This is a genomic window from Vibrio rubrogenes (assembly GCF_059641415.1).
The window spans coordinates 162576-186981 of the sequence record NZ_JCARSY010000004.1; the positions used below are offsets into that span (position 1 = coordinate 162576).

19 protein-coding genes are annotated in these 24406 nt (G+C 46.9%); 4 read left to right on the plus strand and 15 right to left on the minus strand.

What is annotated here, in order from left to right; translation table 11 throughout:
- Positions 1–203: 203 nt before the first annotated feature.
- Positions 204–1547: an aminotransferase-like domain-containing protein gene (locus AC55NX_RS05235; RefSeq protein WP_496994779.1), complete on the minus strand. Its 1344-nt coding sequence runs from the start codon at positions 1545–1547 to the stop codon at positions 204–206.
- 195 nt (positions 1548–1742) lie between these two features.
- Here AC55NX_RS05235 and ompR point away from each other — a divergent pair, with 195 nt between their 5' ends.
- Together ompR and envZ are read left to right on the plus strand one after the other, a co-directional pair.
- Entirely contained in the window at positions 1743–2462 is a 720-nt protein-coding gene (gene ompR, locus AC55NX_RS05240; protein ID WP_496994780.1) for an osmolarity response regulator transcription factor OmpR, read from the plus strand.
- Positions 2463–2532: 70 nt separating this feature from the next.
- On the plus strand, positions 2533–3852 hold the full coding sequence (envZ, locus tag AC55NX_RS05245; RefSeq protein ID WP_496994800.1) for a two-component system sensor histidine kinase EnvZ: 1320 nt from the start codon (positions 2533–2535) through the stop codon (positions 3850–3852).
- 23 nt (positions 3853–3875) lie between these two features.
- On the opposite strand, the gene AC55NX_RS05250 is transcribed toward envZ, so the two are convergent.
- The 8 genes from AC55NX_RS05250 to gmk all read right to left on the minus strand — a co-directional run bounded on the left by AC55NX_RS05250 (position 3876) and on the right by gmk (position 14244).
- On the minus strand, positions 3876–5375 hold the full coding sequence (locus tag AC55NX_RS05250; RefSeq protein WP_496994781.1) for a DHA2 family efflux MFS transporter permease subunit: 1500 nt from the start codon (positions 5373–5375) through the stop codon (positions 3876–3878).
- Positions 5376–5387: 12 nt separating this feature from the next.
- Positions 5388–6578, minus strand: coding sequence for an HlyD family secretion protein (locus AC55NX_RS05255; protein WP_496994782.1), 1191 nt, complete (start codon positions 6576–6578; stop codon positions 5388–5390).
- A 21-nt stretch (positions 6579–6599) separates the two neighbouring features.
- Positions 6600–8048 (minus strand): efflux transporter outer membrane subunit, encoded by a 1449-nt coding sequence (locus tag AC55NX_RS05260; protein ID WP_496994783.1) that lies wholly within the window; start codon positions 8046–8048, stop codon positions 6600–6602.
- The gene (locus AC55NX_RS05265) at positions 8045–8521 is read right to left on the minus strand and encodes a MarR family winged helix-turn-helix transcriptional regulator (RefSeq protein WP_496994784.1); all 477 of its coding nucleotides are present in this window, start codon (positions 8519–8521) and stop codon (positions 8045–8047) included. Before AC55NX_RS05265 ends, AC55NX_RS05260 begins: the two co-directional genes overlap by 4 nt.
- Positions 8522–8799: 278 nt before the next feature.
- Positions 8800–10878, minus strand: coding sequence for an ATP-dependent DNA helicase RecG (gene recG, locus AC55NX_RS05270; RefSeq protein WP_496994801.1), 2079 nt, complete (start codon positions 10876–10878; stop codon positions 8800–8802).
- Between the two features lie 206 nt (positions 10879–11084).
- On the minus strand, positions 11085–13199 hold the full coding sequence (gene spoT / locus AC55NX_RS05275; RefSeq protein WP_496994785.1) for a bifunctional GTP diphosphokinase/guanosine-3',5'-bis pyrophosphate 3'-pyrophosphohydrolase: 2115 nt from the start codon (positions 13197–13199) through the stop codon (positions 11085–11087).
- A 34-nt stretch (positions 13200–13233) separates the two neighbouring features.
- Positions 13234–13506 carry a DNA-directed RNA polymerase subunit omega gene (rpoZ, locus tag AC55NX_RS05280; RefSeq protein ID WP_059119660.1) on the minus strand — a complete coding sequence of 91 codons (273 nt, stop codon included), beginning with the start codon at positions 13504–13506 and terminating at the stop codon, positions 13234–13236.
- A gap of 96 nt (positions 13507–13602) precedes the next feature.
- A complete protein-coding gene (gene gmk / locus AC55NX_RS05285; protein WP_496994802.1) occupies positions 13603–14244 on the minus strand; it encodes a guanylate kinase in 642 nt (213 codons plus the stop codon).
- A gap of 434 nt (positions 14245–14678) precedes the next feature.
- Here gmk and AC55NX_RS05290 point away from each other — a divergent pair, with 434 nt between their 5' ends.
- Positions 14679–15962, plus strand: coding sequence for a dicarboxylate/amino acid:cation symporter (locus tag AC55NX_RS05290; RefSeq protein ID WP_496994786.1), 1284 nt, complete (start codon positions 14679–14681; stop codon positions 15960–15962).
- Positions 15963–16291: 329 nt separating this feature from the next.
- Positions 16292–16963, plus strand: a complete 672-nt coding sequence (locus AC55NX_RS05295) for a 7-cyano-7-deazaguanine/7-aminomethyl-7-deazaguanine transporter (protein ID WP_496994787.1) — start codon at positions 16292–16294, stop codon at positions 16961–16963.
- A 133-nt stretch (positions 16964–17096) separates the two neighbouring features.
- On the opposite strand, the gene AC55NX_RS05300 is transcribed toward AC55NX_RS05295, so the two are convergent.
- The 6 genes from AC55NX_RS05300 to AC55NX_RS05325 form a co-directional block, all read right to left on the minus strand.
- Positions 17097–18800: a sodium:solute symporter family protein gene (locus tag AC55NX_RS05300; protein WP_496994788.1), complete on the minus strand. Its 1704-nt coding sequence runs from the start codon at positions 18798–18800 to the stop codon at positions 17097–17099.
- Between the two features lie 14 nt (positions 18801–18814).
- On the minus strand, positions 18815–19081 hold the full coding sequence (locus tag AC55NX_RS05305; RefSeq protein ID WP_059119663.1) for a DUF4212 domain-containing protein: 267 nt from the start codon (positions 19079–19081) through the stop codon (positions 18815–18817).
- A gap of 320 nt (positions 19082–19401) precedes the next feature.
- Positions 19402–20031: a response regulator gene (locus AC55NX_RS05310; protein ID WP_496994789.1), complete on the minus strand. Its 630-nt coding sequence runs from the start codon at positions 20029–20031 to the stop codon at positions 19402–19404.
- Between the two features lie 237 nt (positions 20032–20268).
- On the minus strand, positions 20269–22071 hold the full coding sequence (locus AC55NX_RS05315) for a protein-disulfide reductase DsbD (protein WP_496994790.1): 1803 nt from the start codon (positions 22069–22071) through the stop codon (positions 20269–20271).
- Positions 22072–22359: 288 nt separating this feature from the next.
- Positions 22360–23805 (minus strand): aspartate ammonia-lyase, encoded by a 1446-nt coding sequence (gene aspA, locus AC55NX_RS05320; RefSeq protein ID WP_496994791.1) that lies wholly within the window; start codon positions 23803–23805, stop codon positions 22360–22362.
- A gap of 189 nt (positions 23806–23994) precedes the next feature.
- On the minus strand, positions 23995–24406 hold a 412-nt coding region (locus tag AC55NX_RS05325; protein WP_496994792.1), incomplete at its 5' end, for a GGDEF domain-containing protein.

Here is a 24406-nt window from a genome sequence, read left to right on the forward strand (position 1 = left end):
AAAACAATTTGAGTTATTGACTGAAAGATTGACCAGAAAGGTTGGTTATATGATGGCTAACTTATCGTTGTGTAGTCTTTTCGATAATCGAGTGTGTACTATTCACTAAATATTCCGATGATGTTAGAACATTGACATCGGCATCATGGAGACTGGCACTTGTCCTGACTTTGAAGGGGAAAGCAATGACTGGCTCATTCTTGTCAAGCCTGAAAAGGGAGTGAACTTGTCGTACAAGTATCCATTAAGGTTTTTAGCTGATGTAGTCCCTCCCGGAAACGTGCTTCAGAATGAATCGACATCAGCGAGAGACGGATATGATCAGTTGCATGCCGGACAGCAAAATAGCTGCCACTACTGACGAGGAGATGCCGCTTTGCCGCTTCTAAGACAAAGCGTTCTGGTTGCCAGTGCTGTGGCAGCTTCAGCCAGATATGGTAGCCATGCTGGTGGGGGATATCTGGGCCGAGGATTTCCTGAACGATCTGCTGGCGTTGTTGGGCGAGTTGCTGCTGTCGTTGAGCCAGCTCAAAAGCCATACCTGATGACACTAACTCCGCAGCAACTTGATAATTGAATGGCGAAGAAAGCCAAATATTCGCGCGGATATGGGCATTGATCGTACTGACTTGCGCGTCGGGTGCTTTGATAAACCCGCATCGCAATGCCGGACTGATTGCTTTTGATAAACTTGTGACGTGGAAGCCTTGCTCCGGAAGCCAGTTACAGAGCGCTGGGACCGGCTCCGGATTGAGAAATCCATAGATATCATCTTCAATGAGCCAAGCGTGCGAATCGCGAATCAGTCGGGCAATGATTTCGCGTCGTGGCGCGGGCATATTGACGCCGGTGGGGTTCTGGTGTGAAGGTACCACGATAACCACTTTCGGCTTTGCGGTTTGCAGCACTTGTTGCAAACCATCGGGTGTGATGCCGTGTGCATCCATCTCGATCCCGATCACTTCACGTCTCATGAGACTGGCGATGGCGAGGATCCCAGGATAAGTCAGAGACTCAACCGCGATAGTATCTCCCGGTTTAGTCAAAGCTTCGATCAACAAGGACAGTGCATTCTGAGCTCCATCGGTCAAGAGTGTATTCTCTAGGGTGCCGCCGGTAAGGCCGTAGTGGGCAGCCCATTCGACACCGACTTGTCGATGCTGCCGGTGGCCCGAATGTTCGGCATAACCGATTAATTGAGGTGTGATACGGGTTGCCGCTTTTTGAAAGGCATCTTGCAGTGCAATGATGTTATGGCTCAGACAGGGCTGGAGAATCGAAAAGTTAAATTCAGTTTCATCTTCCGAGGCATGGATCACCTGAGATAAATTTGATTCCCCGCAGACAAAAGTGCCCCGACCAACAAAAGACTCGACACGATTTTGTTCTGCCAATAGCTTATAAGCCTTCGCTACCGTCACTGGCGTTGTATTCAGCTCGTCAGCCAGCACCCTGTGAGGAGGGAGTTTCGAATTGGGTGGATAATAGCCTTCGGTGATTCTGGAGATAATCGTCTGGGCTATCTGTTTAAACTTGGCCTCACTCACAACGTACCTATTCTTGTGCTTAATTTCTGTGGCTTAGTGTACTGGACTCTTCGGAGGATGGAAATATGATGCGTGTCGGTTGTGTGGTCTGGCGTGTTGATAAGACATAAACGTTAACAATTATTTTCGATCTTCGTTGAGAAATGGTGATACATTAAAATTAGAGTATTCGTATCAGATGAACTGAGGTGATGCGTGCAGGAAAATGAAAAGATTTTAGTGGTCGATGATGATGCCCGGCTTCGTTCATTGCTGGAGCGTTATCTTTCAGATCAAGGCTATCATGTCCGGAGTGTTGCTAATAGTGAGCAAATGGATCGTTTGTTGGCTCGTGAGAATTTTCATCTCATGGTTCTGGATCTGATGTTGCCCGGAGAAGATGGTTTATCCATCTGCCACCGCTTACGCCAGTCGAATAATCAATTACCGATTTTGATGTTGACGGCCAAAGGGGATGAAGAGGATCGGATCACCGGGCTTGAACAAGGCGCTGATGATTATCTGCCCAAGCCTTTCAATCCCCGGGAATTACTGGCTCGGATCAAAGCTGTTTTACGCCGTCAGGTGAATGAACTGCCCGGCGCACCGAGTGCCGAAGAAACCATGATTGAATTCGGTGAATTCCGGCTCAATCTCGGGACCCGGGAGATGTTTCGGGGAGATGAGGTGATGCCTCTGACTTCCGGTGAATTCGCGGTCCTGAAAGTCTTGGTATCTAATCCGCGTGAACCGATGTCACGAGATAAACTGATGAATATGGCAAGAGGACGGGAATATTCCGCGATGGAACGTTCTATCGATGTGCAAATTTCTCGTTTGCGTCGCATGTTGGAAGTGGATCCGGCGAAACCCCGCTATATTCAGACCGTTTGGGGATTAGGGTATGTTTTTGTGCCGGATGGTCAGCTCAATTAATCCACTCAACGCGATTGTTTCCATTGGGGAGTCATTGATTTGGGCTGCCCCATGATTCAGGAGTCCCATGATACGTGCCCGCAGCGCTTTTAGCCAAACCATTTTACTCTTCCTCGTCTTGTTGGTAGCCAACCAGCTTTACTCTTATTACGCTGTTTTTCACTACGCGTTGCTGCCGAGCTTGCAGCAGTTTAACAAGATTTTAAGCCATGAAATTCATTTAATGTTGGATGACACGATGGATGAGCATCATGATATTCCGTTGAATGCACTCATGCGTCGACAGGTGCTGGAGAAGTTGGGGGTGACGATTCATCCGCTACATAGTCAGGCAGCCGATGCTTATCAGCAAGCTACGTCAATTGATCTGATGAGTGAACAAATGAGCAAGGAGCTAGATTCTCCAACCGATGTTCGGATGAGTCTCGGGAAAAAGAGTTACGTGCTGTGGATGAAAATCGATGCCTTACCGGATGTATTGCTTCGGATACCGCTTTCGGAATTACAGGAAGAAGATTTCTTACCGCTGTTTTGGAACAGCCTCATGATGGCTTGTTTTATTCTATTTGGTGGCTGGCTATTTATCCGCTGGCAAAACCGTCCGCTGATTCGGCTGGAAAAAGCTGCAAAGGCTGTAGGGAAGGGGGAAATTCCGCCACCGCTCGAAGCGAAAGGTTCCTCTGAAATTCGTTCGGTGACTTATGCCTTCAATCAGATGGCAAAAGGGATTCAGGCGCTGGAAGAAGACCGGGCTCTGCTCATGGCAGGGATTAGCCATGACTTACGCACGCCTTTGACGCGTATTCGCTTGGCGACTGAGATGATGTCTGCCGATGATCACTATCTGGCAGAAGGAATTATCAGTGATACAGAAGAGTGTAATGAAATTATCAGTCAGTTCATGGACTATCTGAAACCTGTGAATGCTCAGACTTTCCAGCCCGTTGCGATTAACGATTTAATTCTCGAGGTTGCCCGATCCGGAGAGCGAACTGTGGCGGTTGAAACAGAATTAGCGCCGGGATTGAAACCTGCATTCGGTCATGCGATTGCAATAAAGCGAGCACTGACTAACCTGATTGTGAATGCCAGCCGTTATGGGCATGGTTGGATCAAAGTGAGCTCCGGCATGACAGCTGACAACCGATTAGTGTGGATCTGCGTGGAAGATAATGGCCCCGGCATCATGGAAGAGCAAATGGGCAAAGTGTTTGAACCTTTTACGCGGGGAGATTCTGCACGAGGCAGTGAAGGTTCCGGACTTGGGTTGGCGATCGTCAAACGAATTGTCAGTCAGCATCAAGGGCGTGTTTCCATGAATAACCGCTCAGATGGTGGTCTCAAGGTACAGATCAGCTTCCCGGTGAGCGGGAAGCTGAAACAAGCCTGACAATTGTGGCCCCTTATGATTCATCATGCCGTTTTAACGGCTTTACGGGTAAGGAATATGAGTGGCACCAATACAGCAAATAGAATCGTCAGGATGGAAAAGAGATCGATTGTGGACATCATAAATGACTGAGACGTAATGATGCCATTCCATTGCGTCAGTAAGCTCAACGTATCCCCATGATGCAAAGATGGTGCAACTTGTGGGTTATAAGGCGAGATTTGCTCGACCAGGATTGAATGATGCACACCAGCATTTCTCGACCAAATCCAACTGGTGAGTGATGATGCAAAACTGGCACCGATCGTGCGGATAAATGTGGAGAGTGACGTTGCGTCCGCAATCTCCGGGCCATGGAGATCGGAGAGCAAAATCGTTGTCATTGGCATAAAGAATAGTGCAATACCGATGCCCATGAATAGTTGGATAGATGAAATAGTGACAAAGTCCACATCGCTATTAAATCGGGCGCGGGCATAGCAACTCAGACCAATCACGACAAATGATAACGAAGCGAGTTTTCGCATGTCGAGACGACTCCCGAAACGGCCGAGGAGCGGGGTCATAAAGAGTGGAATAATGCCCATCGGTGCCGCAGCCAGCCCAGCCCAGAGAGCGGTGTAGTCCATTTGACTTTGTAACCATTGCGGTAAAATCAGGTTGATACTGAAAAAGCCGGCGTACCCCAAGGTCAGGATGATTGTACCGATACAGAAATTGCGATTGGCAAATAGACGCAAATTAATGATCGGATTTTCATCGGTCAATTCCCAAATCACCATAAAAACCAGCATGATGACGGAGAAGATAACCCCACCGACAATCCAGTTATTGGCAAACCAGTCTAACTCATTCCCTTTATCAAGCACAATTTGTAGGGCACCAATGCCTAAAGCCATGGTGGCTAAACCGACGATATCCAGTTTGGTTTTCATCGGTTGATGAGGTCGGTCTTTCAATTGACTGAGGATGACAATGACCGAGAATATCCCAACGGGAATATTAATGAAGAAAATCCAAGGCCAGCTATAGTCATAGGTGAGCCAGCCACCGAGGATCGGGCCGACAATCGGACCAACCACAGCAACCATACCGATGAGCGCCAGTGCCATGCTGCGCTTTTCTTTCGGGAACACCGACATCAGTAAAACCTGACTCATCGGAAACAATGGGGCAGCGGCAAGTCCTTGTAGGGTCCGGAACACAACCAGCTCTCCCATCGTCTGGGATATACCACAAAGAAATGATGTCGCACTGAAAGCGATGAGTGCACCGACATAAAGATGAACTTCACCGATACGACGGCTCAACCAGGCTGTAATCGGCAAACCGATCGCATTACTGACCGTGAATGATGTGATGACCCACGTTCCCTGATTGAGACTGACGCCCATATTCCCGGCAATCGTTGGCAGAGATACATTAGCAATAGTGGTATCCAGCACCTGCATGAAGACACCCAGCGCGATTGCGAATACACACAGTGCCATATTGGCGGGCTGAAATTCCTGCGATTGACTCATCTCGTCACCTGCTTACTGATTCGCTGTGTATTGTTTGGTCGCAGTATCGTTTTCGGTAATGATCTGGTCGATCAACTGCTCGACACCGTCAAGTGCTTGGTTATAGACATTGGTCTGATAACGCGGCGTTTCAGGCATATTCTGTGACAGTAACTGCCCACTTGTATCTGAGATATCCACATCAACTTTCATCGATAAACCAATTCTGAGCGGGTGTTTTTGCACATCTTCTTTATTTAACTGGATGCGGACGGGAAGGCGTTGTACGACTTTGATCCAGTTACCGGTTGCATTCTGGGCCGGTAGAATAGAAAAGGCACTGCCTGTCCCGATCCCCAGACTTTCGATGGTGCCGTGAAATACCACATCATCGCCGTACAAATCGGATGTGAGGATAACCGGTTGTCCGATACGCATATCCGTCAACTGAGTTTCTTTGAAATTGGCATCAACCCAAACGCTCTCTAAAGGAACGACAGCCATCAGTATCGAGCTTTGATTGATCCGTTGTCCGACCTGTACATTGCGCCGGGCAACGTAGCCAGAGACCGGTGCAACCAACTGAGTCCGCTGCTTCTCCAGATAGGTTTGTTTAACTTTCGCAATGGCAGTCTTGACTAAAGGATGTGTCTCGACGGTGGTATTGTGGATCATCGCTTGCTGAGAGCTGAGTTGCTGTTCTGCAACGGCCAATGCTTTCTCCGCAGAGTTCATCATATCTTGCGCGTGACTGAGTTCTTCCTGAGACAGACCACCGACTGCTACCATATTTTTACGCCGGTCAACGTCAGTTTTTGCCTTATTCAGGGCAATTTTTCTTTCGTCTACAACGGCTTTGGCTTGTTGAACATTATTGAATAAACCACGCACCTTACGAACGGTCTGAGCGAGATTTGCCGTTGCATTCTCGAATGCTAGCGTCGCATCAGCATCATCGAGACGGGCTAAAACTTGACCCTGCTTAACATAATCGCCATCTTCAGCGGCGATTTGAGTGACTGTGCCGCTAATCTCCGGTGTAATTTGTACCAAATTACCTTTCACATAAGCATCTTCGGTATCCTGATGACCAACCACATAGTGAGTGTAATAAAATCCGGCTCCAACGGCCGCAATCAGAATGACGGCCAGCAAAATCGCTAAGCTTTTTTTGCGTTGCCCTTTACGGGGTGAGTCAACCGTTTCATTTGTATGATCTTGCATATTCATAAACCTTCATCATGATTAATTTGCTGTGGTCGTGAGATGATCGCTTGGAGACGTATCATGGAAGCCGCCTCCCAATGAACGTATTAAGTAAACTTGCTGTTCTTGTTGTTGGTTTTTCAACAGTGTGAATGATGATTCCGCCTGAATCAGTTGTTGTTCAGCGAGAAGGACTTCAAGATGACTGCCCATGCCTGCTTCATAGCGTTTTTCTGTAATATGGTAGCTTTTGTCTGCCAGACGCATACTTTGCTGGGCATCTTTGAGCTGTAACGCGATCGATTTGATAATCAGAATGTTATCACTCACTTCACCCAGAGCTTTGATCAATGTGTCATTGTAATGTGCGACAGCCCGATCATAGTCAGATGTCTTCTCAATCAGATTGGCTTTTAAGTCTCTGGTAAATAAGGGCAGGGAAATCACCGGTCCCACTCGCCATGACCGACTGACATCCTCAAATACGGCATCCCCGAGCATGGCTTTGAAGCCAGCCCAGAAGCTTAAATTCACATTCGGATAGAAACGAGTTTTTGCTGCATCGATTTCTTTGCCCATTGCTTCAATACGCCACTTGGCAGCGACAATATCAGGGCGATGAGACAGCAGGCTGGCCGGCAGATTTTGCGGGAGTGACAGCGCTGTTTCCATCTGTACGGAAGGGCGTTGAATTGTGGTCGCAATATCCGGTCCCTGTCCGACTAAGGTTGCCAGTGCATTTTTCAATTGACTAATCGCCAGAGAACGTTTTTTCAGGATCTGTCTTGCTGCTGCTGTGCTGCTTTGAGCAGTGTATAAACGATCTTCTGAGGTTAATCCGTTCTTGAGCAGACGCTCGGTGATATCAACAATGCGTTGAGTTCGCTGAAGATCTTGCTGAGCTAAATCTTGTAGCGCGTAAGCGTTGGATAACTGAATATAGGTTTGAACAATCGCACTGGAGAGTGTAATTCTCGCCGCCTGATGATCGATTTCGGCTGCGCGTTGATTATTAACAGAGGCCTCCCAGATATCACGGTTGCCATCCCATAGATCGAATGCATAGCTTCCCGTCAGGCCAAGAGTGTAAAGTGTACTGTAACGGTTCCCTTGCAGTGTGGAATCTTCAGAACGGGAAAGTCTTGAGCGTGTTGCGCCAGTGGTTGCCGACAGTGTGGGATCGAATTGTGCGTTGGCTGCCATGACCATTGCCGATGCATTGACCAGATTCGCATCCGCCAATTGCATCGTCGGGCTATGGGTTAAGGCTGTCTGGATCAAATGATCCAGCTGCGTATCCCCCAATGACTGCCACCATGTTTGAGCGGGCCAGTTGGCCGGTGACAGCTTGGGGTGATTCATTTGGTTACTGTGAGCTAAAACAGATTGATCCACGAGGTGATTTTTCGGCTGAATGTTATCCGGTGCAGCACAACCACACAAGATCAAGGCGATGGCAATGGATGAGTGCTTCAGTAAATTTTTCATGCTTCTCCCTCGATAAGATTATCTTTACAATTGTCTGGCATACCTGACAGGACAATTTTCTTCAGACAGTGGTGCAGTTGGGTAAGCTCTTCCTGGGTGAGTGCCTGGGTGAGTTCATCAAGAGAATTCATTGCCAGTGGCGTGGCACGCTCGACAACTTCAACCCCTTTGGGCGTCAAGGCCACGCGTATTGAGCGCCGATCATTCGGATCCGGCAGACGCTGAATGAGTTCTTTTTTCTCTAAACGATCAAGTGTCCGGGTAATTGCACTGTTATCGACATTTAAAGATTTGCCAATGAGTGAAGGTCGGTCACAGTCAAAATGGTAGATTTTAAAGAGTACCTTACATTGGGTTGATGTGATGTCTTCCGGCATTAAATGAGCATCAAGAATTCGATCTTTAATTTGCCCGGCCTTCGTTAATAGAAAGCCGAGGTTCTCAAGTATATATTCTGGTTTTTTCTCTAGCATGATGCCCACTACCTTATATCTGTCCAAATGTTAACCCATACACCCCATGTCATATGGGATTGGTGATCATCTCGCTCACTGACATATAATTTGTTTGTCATGTCATTTATTGTCACGACATTAATTGACTATGCATTTATTATTAAATAGGTCATGGCAGGAGTCAACCTGAATGTAACGTTGCCCGTTATTCTGGATGATGACAATAATTGATATTGAATAAATTATTTTAAAATGAATGGGATAGCGCATGTTGAACCATGTCGGTTCAACATTCATCAGGCTTTTGCATAAACATCCCGTTCACCCAGCCAGCGATCAATAATAGCTGTCGCATTGTTTGGGTAACGCTCATGAATATGTCGTGCGATACGTTGTACTTCCGGAATGAGTTGTTGGTCTCGCACCAGATCAGCAATCTTAAAATCAGCCAGTCCGGTCTGTTTGGTACCGAGGAGCTCTCCGGGGCCGCGGATTTCCAGATCGCGCTGAGCAATAACAAAACCATCGTTACTCTCGCGCATGACGCCTAAGCGCTTCTGAGCTGTTTTCGAAAGTGGGGGGTGATAGAGAAGTACGCAGTGACTCGCGACTGAGCCACGACCGACACGGCCTCTCAGCTGGTGGAGCTGAGCCAGCCCGAGTCGTTCCGGGTTTTCGATGATCATCAGGCTTGCGTTGGGCACATCAACCCCAACTTCGATTACGGTTGTCGCTACAAGTAGGTGGATCTGATTCGCTTTAAAATCTTGCATGACTTGTTGTTTCTCTGCCGGCTTCATGCGTCCGTGTACCAGACCGATCCGAACCCCGGGCAGTTGTTGCTGAAGCAACTGACTGACTTCTTCAGCAGCCTGAGCCTCAAGAATCTCAGATTCATCGATGAGGGTACAAACCCAGTAAGCTTGTTTGCCCTCAGTCAGGCAAGCATGACGCACCCGTTCAATGACATCATCTCGCTTGGTATCCGGGATGGCTACCGTTTGAATCGGTGTACGGCCCGGCGGCAGTTCATCAATGATGGATGTTTCCAGATCGGCATAGGCTGTCATTGCCAGTGTACGTGGAATCGGGGTGGCGGTCATAATCAGTTGATGGGGGAAGCAACCGTGTTTTGCCCCTTTTTCTCGTAGCTCCAGACGTTGATGAACTCCAAACCGGTGCTGTTCGTCAATGATGATTAATGCAAGGTGATGGAATGTAACCTGTTCCTGAAACAAGGCATGGGTCCCGACGACCATATGAATGGCACCGGATGCAATGTCAGCCAACGTTTGTTCTTTGGCTTTGCCTTTTAGTTTTCCCGCCAGCCAGCCGACGCGTAATCCCATACTGGCAAACCAGTTGTTGAAGTTGAGTGTATGTTGTTCCGCCAACAGCTCCGTGGGTGCCATCAGAGCAACCTGATAGCCATGCTCAATGGCTCGTAGTGCGGCCATTGCTGCGACCAGCGTTTTCCCTGAGCCGACATCGCCCTGTACTAAGCGCATCATCGGATGTTTCTTTTCCAGATCCGATTCGATTTCACGAACCACACGCTCTTGTGCACCCGTCGGCCGGAAAGGAAGTTGAGACAGGAACTGTTGCTTGTATTGATCGGCATGAGGCAGCGGTAGTGCCAAGTCTTGTTGACCACGGTGTCGCACTGCCAGCATGGATAGGTTTTGTGCGAGTAGCTCTTCCATAATCAGACGCAGTTGCGCCGGATGACGCCCTTGATCAAATAACTCAAGCTCGATATCTGCCGCAGGCCGATGAATGGTGTGCAAGGCTTGCGATAAAGAGATTTGGTGATGATACAGTCCTTCCGGTAAGAGTTCTTGTACGGCGGTTTTATCAAGAAGCGCCAGAGCCTGATCGGTTAATTGACGGAGTGTGAGCTGCCTGAGACCATCAGTTGTCGGGTAAACCGGTGTCAGGCTGGCTTCTGTGTCGGGCGGTTGTTGTGGTGTATAAAACTTATATTCCGGATGAATGATCTCAAGCCCGGCACTACCGCGTTTAATTTCTCCGTATGCATGAACAAATTTGCCCTCGGAAAAGTTATTTTTCATCGCAGCGGTGAAATTGAAGAAGCGGAGTGTCAGTGAACCATGCCCGTCGCTAATTTTCACGGTCAGCATTTTCTTGCGTCCGAAAACTGTACTCGTTTGCATGACTTCGCCCTGAGTCGCACACCACAATCCGGGATGGAGTTGAGCGATGGGGTAAACCCGGGTTCTGTCTTCATAGCGGAGGGGGAGATGAAACAGCAGATCTTGTACGGTATTCAAACCGATCCGGCTGAGTTTTTCAGCGACTTTGGCCCCGACGCCTGACAGTGATGTTAACGGAATAGCTGAAAGCAATTGCGACATGATCGGTTGTTTATAATGCATTGAGTTAGCAAATATTCAATCATTGAACTGTTTTTTTGTACAGGTTTTTTATGCTTTTATTTTAACATGAGTCGCAATCGTGGCAGGTTTATCAGACGGATTGGCCGTTGATGAGCTGGGCTGAGCAGAAAGAACTAAAAACCAGATATCGTTGCCGATATCTGGTCATGCTGTCGGGAAATGGATTAGCTACGTTTGCGCCGGACTTTCAGTGCATGAGGCATGACGCGGATTTTACGCATGATCCCTGCAAGATGGACCCGATCTTTGGTGGTCAGTAGTACGGTGATGGTGTACAAACGCCCGTCTCTTTCTTCGGTTGAGATACCGTGAATATTGGAGCCCGTTTGGGAAATGACATTTGTCAGTTCGGCCAGCGCACCCTGATGATTTTGCATGTCGATTTTCAGTTCGGTAATGAACTCCTGATCATAGTCATTCGACCACTCGACAGCCATATACCTTTCAGGTTCACGTTGATAACCACGGACATTGGCACAGGTTTCACGGTGAACGACAAGACCTCTTCCCGGAGAAATATGCGCCACAATATGATCATCGGGAATTGGATGACAGCAGTTGGCAAAATTCAGCAAAATACCGTCGGCACCCCTGATCGGCAGTTTCCGTTTCGGCCGGTTATTCTCATTGACGGTCATGCCATCAGTATTTCCCAGTAAGCGCCGGGCAATCACAATGCTCATGAGTTCACCTAAACCAATCGCTGCCAGCATATCGTCCAGTTGTTCGATTTTCAGTTCGGTGAGAACTTTCTGGATACTTTCCGGATCAATACTGGTAATGGTTTGTTCGCCCAGTGCATGATTGAGTAAGCGTCGCCCCAAAGTGACGGATTCTTCCCGGCGCATGGTTTTCAGCACCTGACGAATCTTCGTCCGAGCTCGGGAGGTCACCACATAATTGAGCCATGCAGCATTTGGGCGTGCACCCGGAGCACTGATGATTTCTACAGTCTGTCCATTTTTTAAGGATTTACTCAGTGGGTATGGATTGCGGTCCACCCGGGCACCGACACAGGTATTGCCGACATCTGTGTGCACTGCATAGGCAAAGTCGACAGCGGTTGCATCTGCCGGGAGTTCGACAATCCGTCCTTTCGGCGTAAATACGTAAATCTCATCTGGGAATAAATCAGATTTGACGTTTTCAATAAATTCAAATGAATTACCAGCGCTTTGCTGCAGTTCCAACAGACTTTGCATCCACCGTTGTGCTTTGACTTGAGCGGTGGTTCCGGTTCGTTCACCGTTACCTTTGTAAGACCAGTGCGCTGCCACACCTTTATCGGCCATTTGATCCATGTCGTCCGTTCGGATCTGGACTTCCACCGGGACACCATGTGGGCCGACCATTGAGGTGTGAATCGACTGATAGCCATTGGCTTTCGGCACGGCGATATAATCTTTGATACGTCCCGGACGAGGTTTGTACAGGCTATGCACCTGACCCAGTACCCGATAACAAGTGTCCGCAGTATCGACGATAATCCGGAAGGCATAAATATCCATAATACTATGAAAGCGCTGCTCTTTTGTTTTCATCTTGTTGTAGATAGAAAACAGATTTTTCTCGCGTCCGACGACTTTGGCTGTCAGCCCGACTTCTTTCAGGCGGCCTTCTATCTCGGTATGGATACGCTGGATCATCTCTTTACGATTACCTCGTGCCGATTTGACAACATTTTTCAGCACGCGGTAGCGATTCGGATAAAGTGCTTCAAAGCCAAGCTCTTCCAGCTCAACTTTGATGTTGTGAATCCCGAGGCGGTGGGCCAGTGGCGCATAGATTTCCAGCGTTTCTCTGGCGATTCGACGTTTCTTGTCTGGGCGCAACGCACCGAGGGTCCGCATATTATGGGTCCGGTCAGACAGTTTAATCAGAATGACTCGGATATCCTGAACCATGGCCAGCACCATTTTGCGGAAATTTTCCGCTTGTGCTTCTTTGCGATCACGAAATTTTAGTTTGTCGAGCTTTGAGACCCCGTCAACAAGTTCGGCAACAGCGGTACCGAATTTTGTCTCCAGTTCTTCTTTGGTGACTTCTGTATCTTCGATGACATCGTGGAGGAGCGCAGCTTGCAGTGTTTCTAAATCCAAACGCATTTCTGCCAGAATTCGGGCAACTGCGACCGGATGTATAATATAAGGTTCTCCGCTGGAACGTGTCTGACCCTCGTGAGCATCTCTCGCGACGACATAAGAGTGACGTAGAGCCTCAATTTGAGGCTCTGTCAGATATTCCTGGGCAACGGCTTTGAGGCTATCGAATAGATACAAATTTTAGGCCCGTATGTTGTGTTACCTGCAAAAATTAACGGTTATGAGCGATACTGCTCACTGCTGCCAATTCTGCAGCTTCTTGTTCTTGTTGCTCTTGACGCTCACGAGCATCAAGCACGTCTTTTGTAATCAGACCATCTTCGATTTCGCGTAGTGCGATAACGGTCGTTTTATCGTTTTCTTCTGGCACCAATGGATCTTTTCCACCTGTTTGCATTTGACGAGCGCGGCGGGCCGCAATAAGAACCAAATCGAAACGGTTACCAACTTTTTCAACTGCGTCTTGAACAGTTACGCGTGCCATGAGAACTCCAACTTGTTAATAAAAATCTATAAATGACCAGAAATTATACAACCGAACCGAATGAATTGTAAACTTCATGAGGTATCTCGCCGGGTTTTATTGTCCAGAGGTTGTGCCTGTGGACAACAATTCCGACAGCATACTGCTATATTTAGCAGCTTGCTTGTCTTGCTTCAATCTTTCTGCTCGAATGATTGCTTTAAAATCCATCAATGCTGCATCAAATTCGTCATTGATGATGAGATAGTCATATTCAGAATAGTGTGAGGTTTCTGATTGAGCTTCACTCATTCGTTTCTCTATCACTTCCTGATTGTCTTGCCCACGGGCGTTCAGGCGTCGTTCCAGCTCCTCTTTTGAGGGCGGAAGAATAAATATACTCCGGGCTGCCGGCATTTTTTGCCGAATTTGCCGTGCACCTTGCCAATCAATATCAAGGAAAATGTCGATCCCTTTCTTTAAGGTGTTTTCGATCCAGACTTGAGAGGTGCCGTAGTAGTTACCGAAGACTTCGGCATATTCGAGAAATTCACCTTTGGCAATCAGTGCTTCAAAATGGGCTTTATCGACAAAATGATAATGAATGCCATCCTGCTCACCCGGTCTGGGTTGGCGGGTTGTGTGCGATATGGAAACTTTCATGGCATAGGTCGGATTCTGTTCCAATAAGGCAGCGATCAGGCTTGATTTTCCTGCACCACTAGGGGCTGAGACGATGTAAAGCGTACCTTGACCCATCATGTCTATTTCACTCTCACTATCAGTTTACACGTGATCACCAAGCAGGATGCTCAGGATCTTTTGAACCCATGTGACTCATTTTAAACCGATCATGAGGAGAATACCGAGATTTATTTTGAGTAGAAACATGGGCAGAAAAATGGAGGCGAAGGGTATCACAAATCGTTCTTATCGCTCAAGTATGGCTGGTGGCGTTTGGTTGATTATTCTGATTACATGATAAAGGGGAAGCAGAATAATGTGTAAAATCCCCCTTTCCATCACAGTCTATCGTGGTTTGCTATTGATTAATGTGATAATGTCGCGCGAGTTTGTGTAGCACAAACTATACAATAAACAAGGTCTATTGTTCTATTTGAATAGACATATAAAAGAGCAGTCGTAGACGATAATACGGGCGATGTCATCTATAGAAAACAATGAGGAACATCATGAAAAAAATGAAGTTGACCACCAAAATCTTCATTGGTCTTGCTGCCGGGGTCGCAGTTGGATTGCTTCTGCAAGGGGCACCGGATATTGCGAATACTTATATTAAACCCATCGGAACGTTATTCATCAACTTGATCAAAATGCTAATCGTCCCTTTAGTATTTTCATCGCTAATTGTTGGTGCCGCCAGTATTGGCGATATTAAAACACTAGGAAGAATCGGAGGTAAAACACTTAGTTACTATCTGTTAACAACCGCCTTTGCTGTGATGATCGGTCTATTTTTGGCAACTGTCTTTACGCCGGGTGCAGGATTGACCATTCCGGTGAGTGGTACGAGTAAAGCCATAGAAAATGTCAGTCTGGTGGATACATTTTTAAATATTATCCCGAAGAACCCACTGAAAGGACTGGTTGAAGGCAATATGCTTCAGATTATTGCTTTCGCTTTATTTCTTGGTATGGGAGCGACTTCTCTTCCGGAAAATAAAGCACAGCCATTTATTTCGTTTTTCGAAAGTGTGGCTGAAATTATGTATAAAATTACCGGCTTTATCATGTCATTAGCACCTTATGGTGTGTTTGGTCTGATCGTCCCTGTTGTCGCTTCAAATGGCGCGGCTGTCCTGATTCCTTTGATTAAGGTGATTGCTGCGGTATATGTCGGTTGTATTATACAGATGGCGCTTGTCTATGCACTGACCGTCAAAGGATTTGCGGGCATTTCGCCATTACGGTTTATGAAAGGCATTCTACCTGCGGCTGCCACGGCATTTAGTACGTCTAGCAGCTCCGGCACTTTGCCTGTCAGTATCCGGACAATTAAGGAAAACTTCGGTGTATCGGACAAGATAGCGAGTTTTGTTCTGCCATTAGGGGCGACCATCAATATGGGAGGAACATCCCTCTACCAGGGGGTTTGTGCGCTCTTTATTGCTCAGGTTTATGGCATCGATTTGACCTTCGCACAAATGGGAACCATCATTCTGACGGCAACGTTAGGAGCGATTGGGACTGCTGGTGTTCCCGGTGGTGGCTTAATTATGCTATCCATTGTTTTAACGTCAGTGGGACTGCCGTTAGAAGGTTTAACACTGATTGCGGGAATCGATCGCATACTGGATATGGCAAGAACATCGATTAACGTGATTGGCGATCTGGCTGCATCGATTGTGGTTGGCGCTTCAGAAAAAGAAATTCAGTATCCTCAAGGACAAGAGCAAACATCTAAACAAGGAAGAGAACAAGAACGGGAAGTGGAATCAGCAACTTCACTTTCATAATTATCTTATCTCTGTCCCCTGCATAGACCTACCTGCGCAGGGGCTGATTGCTACAGTCAAGACATCGCCCGTCTTTTGTCTGCTTTTAGCGAAAAATGTTCCGGCTTGTCCGTTAGGATGAGCCGGAATATTCTCTCACTAACCTCCCATGCTTTTCTTTCTTTTTTACTCCATTTATCCATCTTGCACTCATGGGTCGTTGCTGTATAATCCGCCCTCTTTTTGAGCCGATGGGATCAAAAAAAGTACAGAAGCGGGGGCTCTTTGCCTCTGATGAATATATTTATATTTGGGTTCCCTCACCCCAAACCAAAAGAAAAAGGTAGAACATGAGTATTTTTACCATTGCGCAGCAGCGTAAAGCGCTGATTTTACTGGTTTTATTCCACTTGCTGATTATTGCTTCCAGTAATTATTTAGTGCAGATCCCCTTTACTGTGATGGGGTATCACACGACTTGGGGAGCATTTACATTCCCGTTCATTTTTCTCGCGACGGATCTGACGGTCAGAATCTTTGGTGCTTCACTGGCGCGGCGAATTATCTTTTTAGTGATGCTCCCGGCTTTAGCCGTTTCATATCTTTTATCGGTACTGTTCTTTCAAGGCCATTTTCAGGGCGTTGAACCACTGAGCCAGATCAACTGGTTTGTGGCCCGAATCGCGATTGCCAGTTTTATGGCCTATCTGTTCGGGCAAGTGCTGGATGTTCAGGTCTTTAACCGTTTGCGCCAACTCAAACAGTGGTGGGTGGCACCAACTTGTTCGACACTGTTTGGTAATGCACTTGATACGGTGGCTTTTTTTGGGATTGCTTTCTACCAAAGCCCTGATCCGTTTATGGCACAACACTGGCAGGAAATCGCCATGGTTGATTATGGCTTTAAATTGGTGATCAGTTTAGGGTTGTTCGTACCGATATATGGCGTGTTACTGAACTATTTGGTAAGCCGTATTACCGCAAGTAACCCGAACTTTTCACTGACGGGCGCGCGGACTTAAAAACGCAGGTTGTACTGAGAGATATCATCGTTACAGCTCTCAGGATAACGGCAAGGCACCGATGAATGTGCATTCATCGGTGCCAGAGAGAAGTGACCCGATACGCTTCGAGTCACATCAGTTTTTATAGTCATTAATGGTTATGCGCTGTCCCTGCACCTTTCGGATAGCGAATGGACTCCACCATTTCCTGCACATCATCGGGGACTTCTGCCGTAAATTTATTGACCACAATGGCGACCACGAAGTTCAGACACATTCCTAATGTTCCGATACCTTCCGGACTTATACCAAACCACCAGTTGTCCGGTGTATTGTCTGCCGGATTGACGAACTTAAAGTAGATGATGTATGCCGCAGTGAAAAGTATCCCGGATAGCATGCCTGCAATCGCCCCTTCTTTGTTCATCTTCTTATAGAAAATCCCCATAATAATTGCCGGGAAGAAGGACGCAGCAGCAAGGCCGAAGGCAAAGGCGACCACCTGCGCCACAAATCCCGGTGGGTTGATGCCCAGATAACCGGCCCCGATGACGGCCAGAGCAGCACCGATCCGCGCTGCGAGTAGTTCTTGCCTGTCGGTCATGTCTGGCTTGAAGCCTTTTTTGAGCAAGTCATGTGAGATGGAGGTGGAGATCACCAGCAGCAGGCCGGCGGCAGTCGAGAGTGCCGCTGCCAGACCACCGGCCGCCAGTAAGGCAACAACCCAGTTTGGCAGTTTGGCTAACTCCGGAGATGCCAGAACGATGATATCCCGGTTGATCTTCACTTCATTACGCGCATCACCCGCATAGAACATGCGACCATCACCATTTTTATCTTCCCATGAAACCAATCCGGTACTTTCCCAGTTTTTAAACCAACTCGGTGCATCGGCAGACTGAACCCCTTTCATATCCGGACCATTGATCGTATCGATCATGTTTACTCGGGCAAATGCCGCAACGGCAGGCGCTGTCGTATAGAGCAGGGCGATAAACACCAGTGCCCATCCGGCAGAAATCCGTGCATCAGAGACCTTCGGTACCGTAAAGAAGCGGATGATAACGTGGGGGAGGCCAGCCGTACCAACCATCAAGGCCGCACAGATAAAGAAGACATCCACCATACTTTTCGAACCGTCAGTATATGCGGTAAAACCCAATTCTTGAGTTAAACCATCTAATCGATCCAAGAGATAGGTATCAGTGCCTGAAATGGTTGAACCGAATCCCAGTTGCGGAATCGGTGTCCCCGTCATCATCAGTGAGGTGAAAATGGCCGGAACCAGAAATGCAAAAATCAGCACACAATATTGAGCGACCTGCGTGTAAGTGATGCCTTTCATGCCGCCCATGACTGCATAGAAGAACACGATCGCCATCCCGATAACAATTCCCATGTTGATATCGACTTCAAGAAAACGGGCGAAAACGACGCCAACGCCACGCATCTGGCCGGCAACATAAGTGAAAGAAACGAAAATGGCACAGAATACCGCAACCATTCGCGCCGTTCTTGAATAATATCGATCACCGATAAAATCCGGGACTGTAAATTTACCGAATTTTCTAAGATAGGGGGCGAGGCATAGTGCAAGTAAGACATAGCCACCGGTCCAACCCATCAGGTAGACACCGCCGTCATAGCCAATAAAAGAAATGATCCCCGCCATAGAAATAAATGATGCCGCAGACATCCAGTCAGCAGCGGTTGCCATCCCGTTTGCCACCGGATGTACGCCTCCGCCGGCGACATAAAATTCACTGGTTGAAGCCGCTCTTGCCCAGATCGCAATGCCGATGTACAAGGTAAAAGTCAGGCCCACGAGGATAAATGTCCAAGTTTGAATATCCATACGTCACTCCTTTATTAGTCTTCGTGGACGTTATATTTCTTGTCGAGTGAGTTCATTCGCCAGACATAAATGAAAATGAGGGCAACAAAGACATAGATCGACCCCTGTTGGGAAAACCAAAAACCGAGTTTAAAACCACCGAACTGAATGGTGTTCAGCGCGTCTACAAATAAAACCCCTGCACCGTAAGAAACCAGAAACCAAATTGCTAGCAGGGTTCCCATGATTCCCAAATTCTCTTTCCAGTAAGCTTGTGCGTGCTCTGATGATTCGAACGCCATAACTGTCTCCTTCCTGTTATCGGTATTATTGTTAATACAATGTTACGATTATAAAATAGCAGGTCGTTATGGTTTGATCTTTGCAACTTTAGTCGGGTACTGACTTTCGGAGGTATAAATGGATTGGCGGATTTTTATTGAGGCAACGAATGTGAATAATATGTTAAATGATATAATTGTTAGCCAAAAGTATATACAGAGAACCACATCGGATGTGTGTTTGCATGCAACCGGATGGGATTCTTACTTCAAATCAGGCTCAGCTAAAAGATATGGGAGCAAGTGCGAGTTCGGTGTCAATCAATGAAATAATGGCCGATTTAGTCGTTTATTTCATTCAGGAGGATGACGGCTTGAGTTCGATTCTTAACCCCGAGTTTGCGAAAAATGGCGGTCATGTGAGCTTTGATAGTTGCTTCGGAAACATTCAACTCATAGGCAATCTGTTTATTAAGTAAGCCATCCGACAGCATCCCTAATACTTTGTATTGTTGTGGGGTTAATGCCGCAATTTTTTCAGCCAGATCGTTGCCGGGCTGATTGGTCACAATCAAATCTTCAGGGAAGTACGGGTCACCATTGAGCACTTTGTTGAGTGCATTGACGAGCGTACGCATATCGCTGGATTTAGGAATAAAGCCAAAAGCACCATGCTTTTTCACTTGTGCAACGACAGCAGGTTCTTCACTGGCCGATACCACCACAATCGGTAAATCCGGATAAGTGTTTTTAAGGTGAATTAGACCAGAGATCCCATTACTGCCCGGCATTTTTAGATCGAGTAAAACCAGATCCGGTTCTGGCTCTTTTGCCAGAAGAGTAAGCAGTGTATCGAGTGTATCGGCTTCTTGTAGATTGGCACCGCTCACGGCCATATGCACCGATTGAAACAGTGCATTACGGAAGAGTGGATGATCATCTGCAATGATAATGGTGTAGGTTGCGTCCATTACAATTCATATTTTTACAAGTTGTTAACCAAATTATTGTTCCGTTTATAGTTTTGAACAATATCGGAGCATGAAAACTCTGAACTCTATCCCCTTTTTTGCAGACATCTGCGTGCATTGTGTCGCAATTGTATGTTGATACATTGATCGTGTGATCCAGATTGCTTTTATGGCGTGAAAGGATAACAAGGACTCATCTATTGCGACTGGGGTTGTTTTGAGCATTCTGACCGAGCGTTATAAAGCATACTGATGAAGATGTTGCAAGAACTCATCGGCAGACATAAAGCCGGTAATCCGGGCTTGCGGAACTCGTTCTCCAGCGCTATTCCAAAAACTGAGGGTTGGTAATCCAAGCACCCCTAAGTGGTTCAGCAGGGCTTTATTTTGCGCATTGTTTGCCGTGACATCAGCCTGAATGAGACGATAATTGGCGAGTTTTTGCTGTACGTTATGATCTGAAAAAGTATATTTTTCGAACTCTTTACAGGCGACGCACCAGTCAGCATAAAAGTCGATCATGACGGGTTGTTGATTCGCTTTGGCTAAAATAAGCTGTTGTGCCAGTTCATCGATATTCTCAACCTGAACAAAAGACAGCGATTCAGCGTTTGTTGGAGAAGTGATGATGCCGGAATACAACGCGACTGGTGTCAGCGAAAACCCGATGCCGGCCAGAGAAAAGACAAGCAGCAATGTTTTTCTGAGCTGGCTGGCTGCGGAACGGAGGCTGGTCAGTAATATCCAAAGGAAAAGACTCACACCAAGCAGTGCCCACAAGCTGACTGACCATAATTCAGGGATGATTCGCTCCAGAAGGAAGATGGGTGCGGCAAGGAGAATGAACCCGAACAGCATTTTCATTTTTTCCATCCATGGACCGGATCTCGGTAGAAAACGCTGACCGAAAACAGCAATCATGATCAAAGGTATCCCCATGCCGAGCCCTAACAGATAAAGCGCGACACCGCCGAGCATCAAATCCCCGGTCTGAGCAACGTACAGTAAAGCACCAGAGAGTGGGGCGGTGGTACAGGGTGAACAGATCAGGCCGGAGATTGCGCCCATGATAAAAACACCAAACTGACGGCCTCCGGATTGCCGCTGACTCAGGTTATTCAGGGCTGTCTGCAAAGAGGACGGCATTTGAATCGTATAGAGCCCAAACATGGAGAGTGACAGCAGAATGAAAAGCAGGCTGAAAGTAATGAGGATCATCGGGCTTTGAAGTGCTGCCTGAAATTGCAATCCCGCTGAGGCGACCACAAGCCCGAGTAGGGTATAGGTGAGGGCCATGCCTTGAACATAAATTACGGCCAGTCCGAAAGCTTGTTTCTTATTGAGGTTGTTCTGACCCAGCACGATACTGGTGACAATCGGATACATGGGGAAAACACAAGGTGTGAAGGCTAATCCAATGCCGAGAAACAGGAATAGTACCACCGTCCATAGATCTTCTCCCAGTGCATCAGCGAGCCGATTTTGTTCGGCCTGAGGCAACACTGGTCGTATCGACTGGCTGTTTGGCTTCTGTAATTGCTGACTTGACGGAGATGCAACTCCGTTTGATTCTGAAGCCATCGTCGCCGTCGGAAGCGGTGCAATCGGCACCGTGCGCACTTCTGGCGGATAACAAAACCCCTGTTCGGCACAGCCTTGATATCCGACTTGAATCTCGGCATCTTCCCCAGCATCAGCCAGTTCCAGTGTGATTTGCAGCGGGGTGTTATAGATATTCACATCACCGAAAAATTCGTCATGGTGCGATTCACCCTGACGCATATGCGTTGAAAGGATACGAACCTGTTGTGGGTCGAAATTCAGTTTATGCTGATACAGATAATAGCCCGGCTTAATCTCCCAACTTAGCGTTAATTGATTTCCTTGTTGATAAGTAAGAAAGGGAAACGCCTGGTCTACGGTCACAAATCGCGATTGATTCGGGGTAAAAGCAGAGGACAACGGCGGATCAAATTGCTGAGCCTGAAGCGGGAATAAGGCCGATACCAGCACTGTCAAAATGAGAAAAATTGTCCGCATAATTGTCTGCATTAAAAGATATGTTTGACTTGAATGGACTCATCATAACGCAAGTTTTCCGGGAAATGCGAGTGATAGAAGTCAGACTTGGACAGATAGATGTAAGTATTCGACCAAAAGCCAAAAAAGCCGATGACTCTCTGATGATATTCTCAGAATACAGGAGGAAATTTGTGTGGAAAGACAGAAGTTTGAGTTTGCGGGGCAGAAAACTCATACTGCGATATCCGTTAGGGATGCCGCAGTATGTTTAGCGAAAAACTATAATGTTTAGCGCAAAATAATCACTTATTCGTAGCGTTTCGCTTTATATTGAGGATGTCTCAGGTTTTCGACGGATAGAATATCATCCACTTCAGCTTCGGTGAGCAGGCCGCGTTCCAGAACGACTTCACGGACACTTTTACCAGTCTGAGCACAGATTTTGCCAACAATATCACCTTCATGGTGACCGATATATGGGTTCAGGTAGGTCACAATTCCGATAGAGTTGAACACATAGTTCTCACAAACTTCTTTGTTGACTGTAATTCCGTCAATACATTTATCGCGCAGATTGATACATGCATTGGACAGAATCGAGATTGACTCAAACATTGCCTGACCGATAACCGGTTCCATCACGTTCAGCTGGAGTTGTCCTCCTTCCGCAGCGAAAGAAATGGTATTGTCGTTACCCAATACTTTAAAGCAGACCTGATTGACGACTTCAGGAACCACTGGGTTCACCTTCGCAGGCATAATGGATGAACCGGCTTGAAGTTCTGGCAGGTTCAGTTCATTCAGTCCCGCTCTTGGTCCGGAAGAAAGCAGACGTAAATCGTTACAGATTTTAGAAAGCTTTACTGCGAGACGTTTAAGGGCACCATGTGTCATTACATAAGCACCACAGTCAGAAGTCGCTTCAATCAAGTCTTCTGCCGGCACAACGTCTAGTCCGGTAACGGCTGCCAGATGTTTTACTGCCAGCGCCTGATAGCCTTCGGCGGCATTCAGACCTGTACCGATAGCGGTTGCACCCAAGTTAACTTCAAGCAGAAGCTTTGAAGTATATTCCAGCGCACGGATCTCTTCATTCAATGTCACAGCCCAAGCGTGGAACTCCTGACCAACAGTCATTGGTACGGCGTCCTGAAGCTGAGTCCGGCCCATCTTGAGGATGTTGCTAAACTCATGACTCTTAATTTCAAATGCTTCTTTGAGGTAACTGACTGCGCTGACGAGCTTTTGTACGCTGTTAAACACAGCAATACGGAACCCGGTTGGATAAGCACAGTTTGTTGATTGGCTCTTGTTGACATGATCATTGGGATTGATCACATCGTATTGTCCTTTTTCTTTACCCATCAGTTCCAGAGCAAGGTTGGCAATGACTTCGTTGGTATTCATATTGACCGAAGTCCCTGCGCCGCCCTGAAATACATCTGACGGGAATTGATCCATACACTTCCCTGTTTCGAGCATTACATCACATGCTTGGATAATATAAGATGCAATCTCTTTTGGAATCACGCCTAGTTCTTTGTTAGCAAGGGCTGCCGCTTTTTTGGTCATGACCATGCCACGAACAAATTCAGGAACATCTGAAATGGTGACATTGGAGATATTGAAGTTTTCTACAGCTCGTAAAGTATGGATGCCGTAATATGCATCGGCAGGGACATGACGTTCACCGAGTAAATCTTCTTCCAGACGGGTAGCGGTTTCAGCAACTGCTTCAGATAGGGTAGTCATAGTATAGGATCCTTAGGTAACTCAACTTCGTAGTTATCAATTTATAGGGATTAATTCTTCAAAGAATCCATTCTGGTAGTGTTAACGTTTGGAAATCCGACCGAAACGCGTAGAACATCATACTAAGTCTACTGGATAAAAAAAGTAACTTGATCACCTTTTTCACTACCGACAATAACTTTATTGTCTTTAGTTGTTTTGCACAACGGTCAATTGTTCGATTCCATGAGCGGAAACACAATTTTTTCCTTTTCTCTTAGAACGATAGAGCGCTTTATCTGCATTGACGAAGGTTTGGTGATGACTGGATGTGATTTCAGCAATTCCGATGCTGATTGTGGTGTCGTATTCTTGCCACGATTCGATAGCAAGACTAATCCGTTCCATCAATTTCTGTGATGTATTGATATCGGCATGTTGAATGATGACGGCGAATTCATCGCCACCGATACGCGAGACAAAATCAGTATCGCGTAGGATCGACAGCATTTGATTGGCTAAACGTAGCAATACCTGATCACCGATCGCATGGCCGTAGGTATCATTGATGCGTTTGAAATCATCGACATCAATGATTGCCAGACTACTTTTGGGTTGATTG

Coding starts and splice junctions, on each gene's coding strand:
- AC55NX_RS05250 (WP_496994781.1), bottom strand. CDS start 5,375: ATGAGTCAATCGCAGGAATTTCAGCCCGCCAATATGGCACTGTGTGTA.
- AC55NX_RS05255 (WP_496994782.1), bottom strand. CDS start 6,578: ATGCAAGATCATACAAATGAAACGGTTGACTCACCCCGTAAAGGGCAA.
- AC55NX_RS05260 (WP_496994783.1), bottom strand. CDS start 8,048: ATGAAAAATTTACTGAAGCACTCATCCATTGCCATCGCCTTGATCTTG.
- AC55NX_RS05265 (WP_496994784.1), bottom strand. CDS start 8,521: ATGCTAGAGAAAAAACCAGAATATATACTTGAGAACCTCGGCTTTCTA.
- recG (WP_496994801.1), bottom strand. CDS start 10,878: ATGTCGCAATTGCTTTCAGCTATTCCGTTAACATCACTGTCAGGCGTC.
- rpoZ (WP_059119660.1), bottom strand. CDS start 13,506: ATGGCACGCGTAACTGTTCAAGACGCAGTTGAAAAAGTTGGTAACCGT.
- gmk (WP_496994802.1), bottom strand. CDS start 14,244: ATGGGTCAAGGTACGCTTTACATCGTCTCAGCCCCTAGTGGTGCAGGA.
- AC55NX_RS05290 (WP_496994786.1), top strand. CDS start 14,679: ATGAAAAAAATGAAGTTGACCACCAAAATCTTCATTGGTCTTGCTGCC.
- AC55NX_RS05295 (WP_496994787.1), top strand. CDS start 16,292: ATGAGTATTTTTACCATTGCGCAGCAGCGTAAAGCGCTGATTTTACTG.
- AC55NX_RS05300 (WP_496994788.1), bottom strand. CDS start 18,800: ATGGATATTCAAACTTGGACATTTATCCTCGTGGGCCTGACTTTTACC.
- AC55NX_RS05305 (WP_059119663.1), bottom strand. CDS start 19,081: ATGGCGTTCGAATCATCAGAGCACGCACAAGCTTACTGGAAAGAGAAT.
- AC55NX_RS05310 (WP_496994789.1), bottom strand. CDS start 20,031: ATGGACGCAACCTACACCATTATCATTGCAGATGATCATCCACTCTTC.
- AC55NX_RS05315 (WP_496994790.1), bottom strand. CDS start 22,071: ATGCGGACAATTTTTCTCATTTTGACAGTGCTGGTATCGGCCTTATTC.
- aspA (WP_496994791.1), bottom strand. CDS start 23,805: ATGACTACCCTATCTGAAGCAGTTGCTGAAACCGCTACCCGTCTGGAA.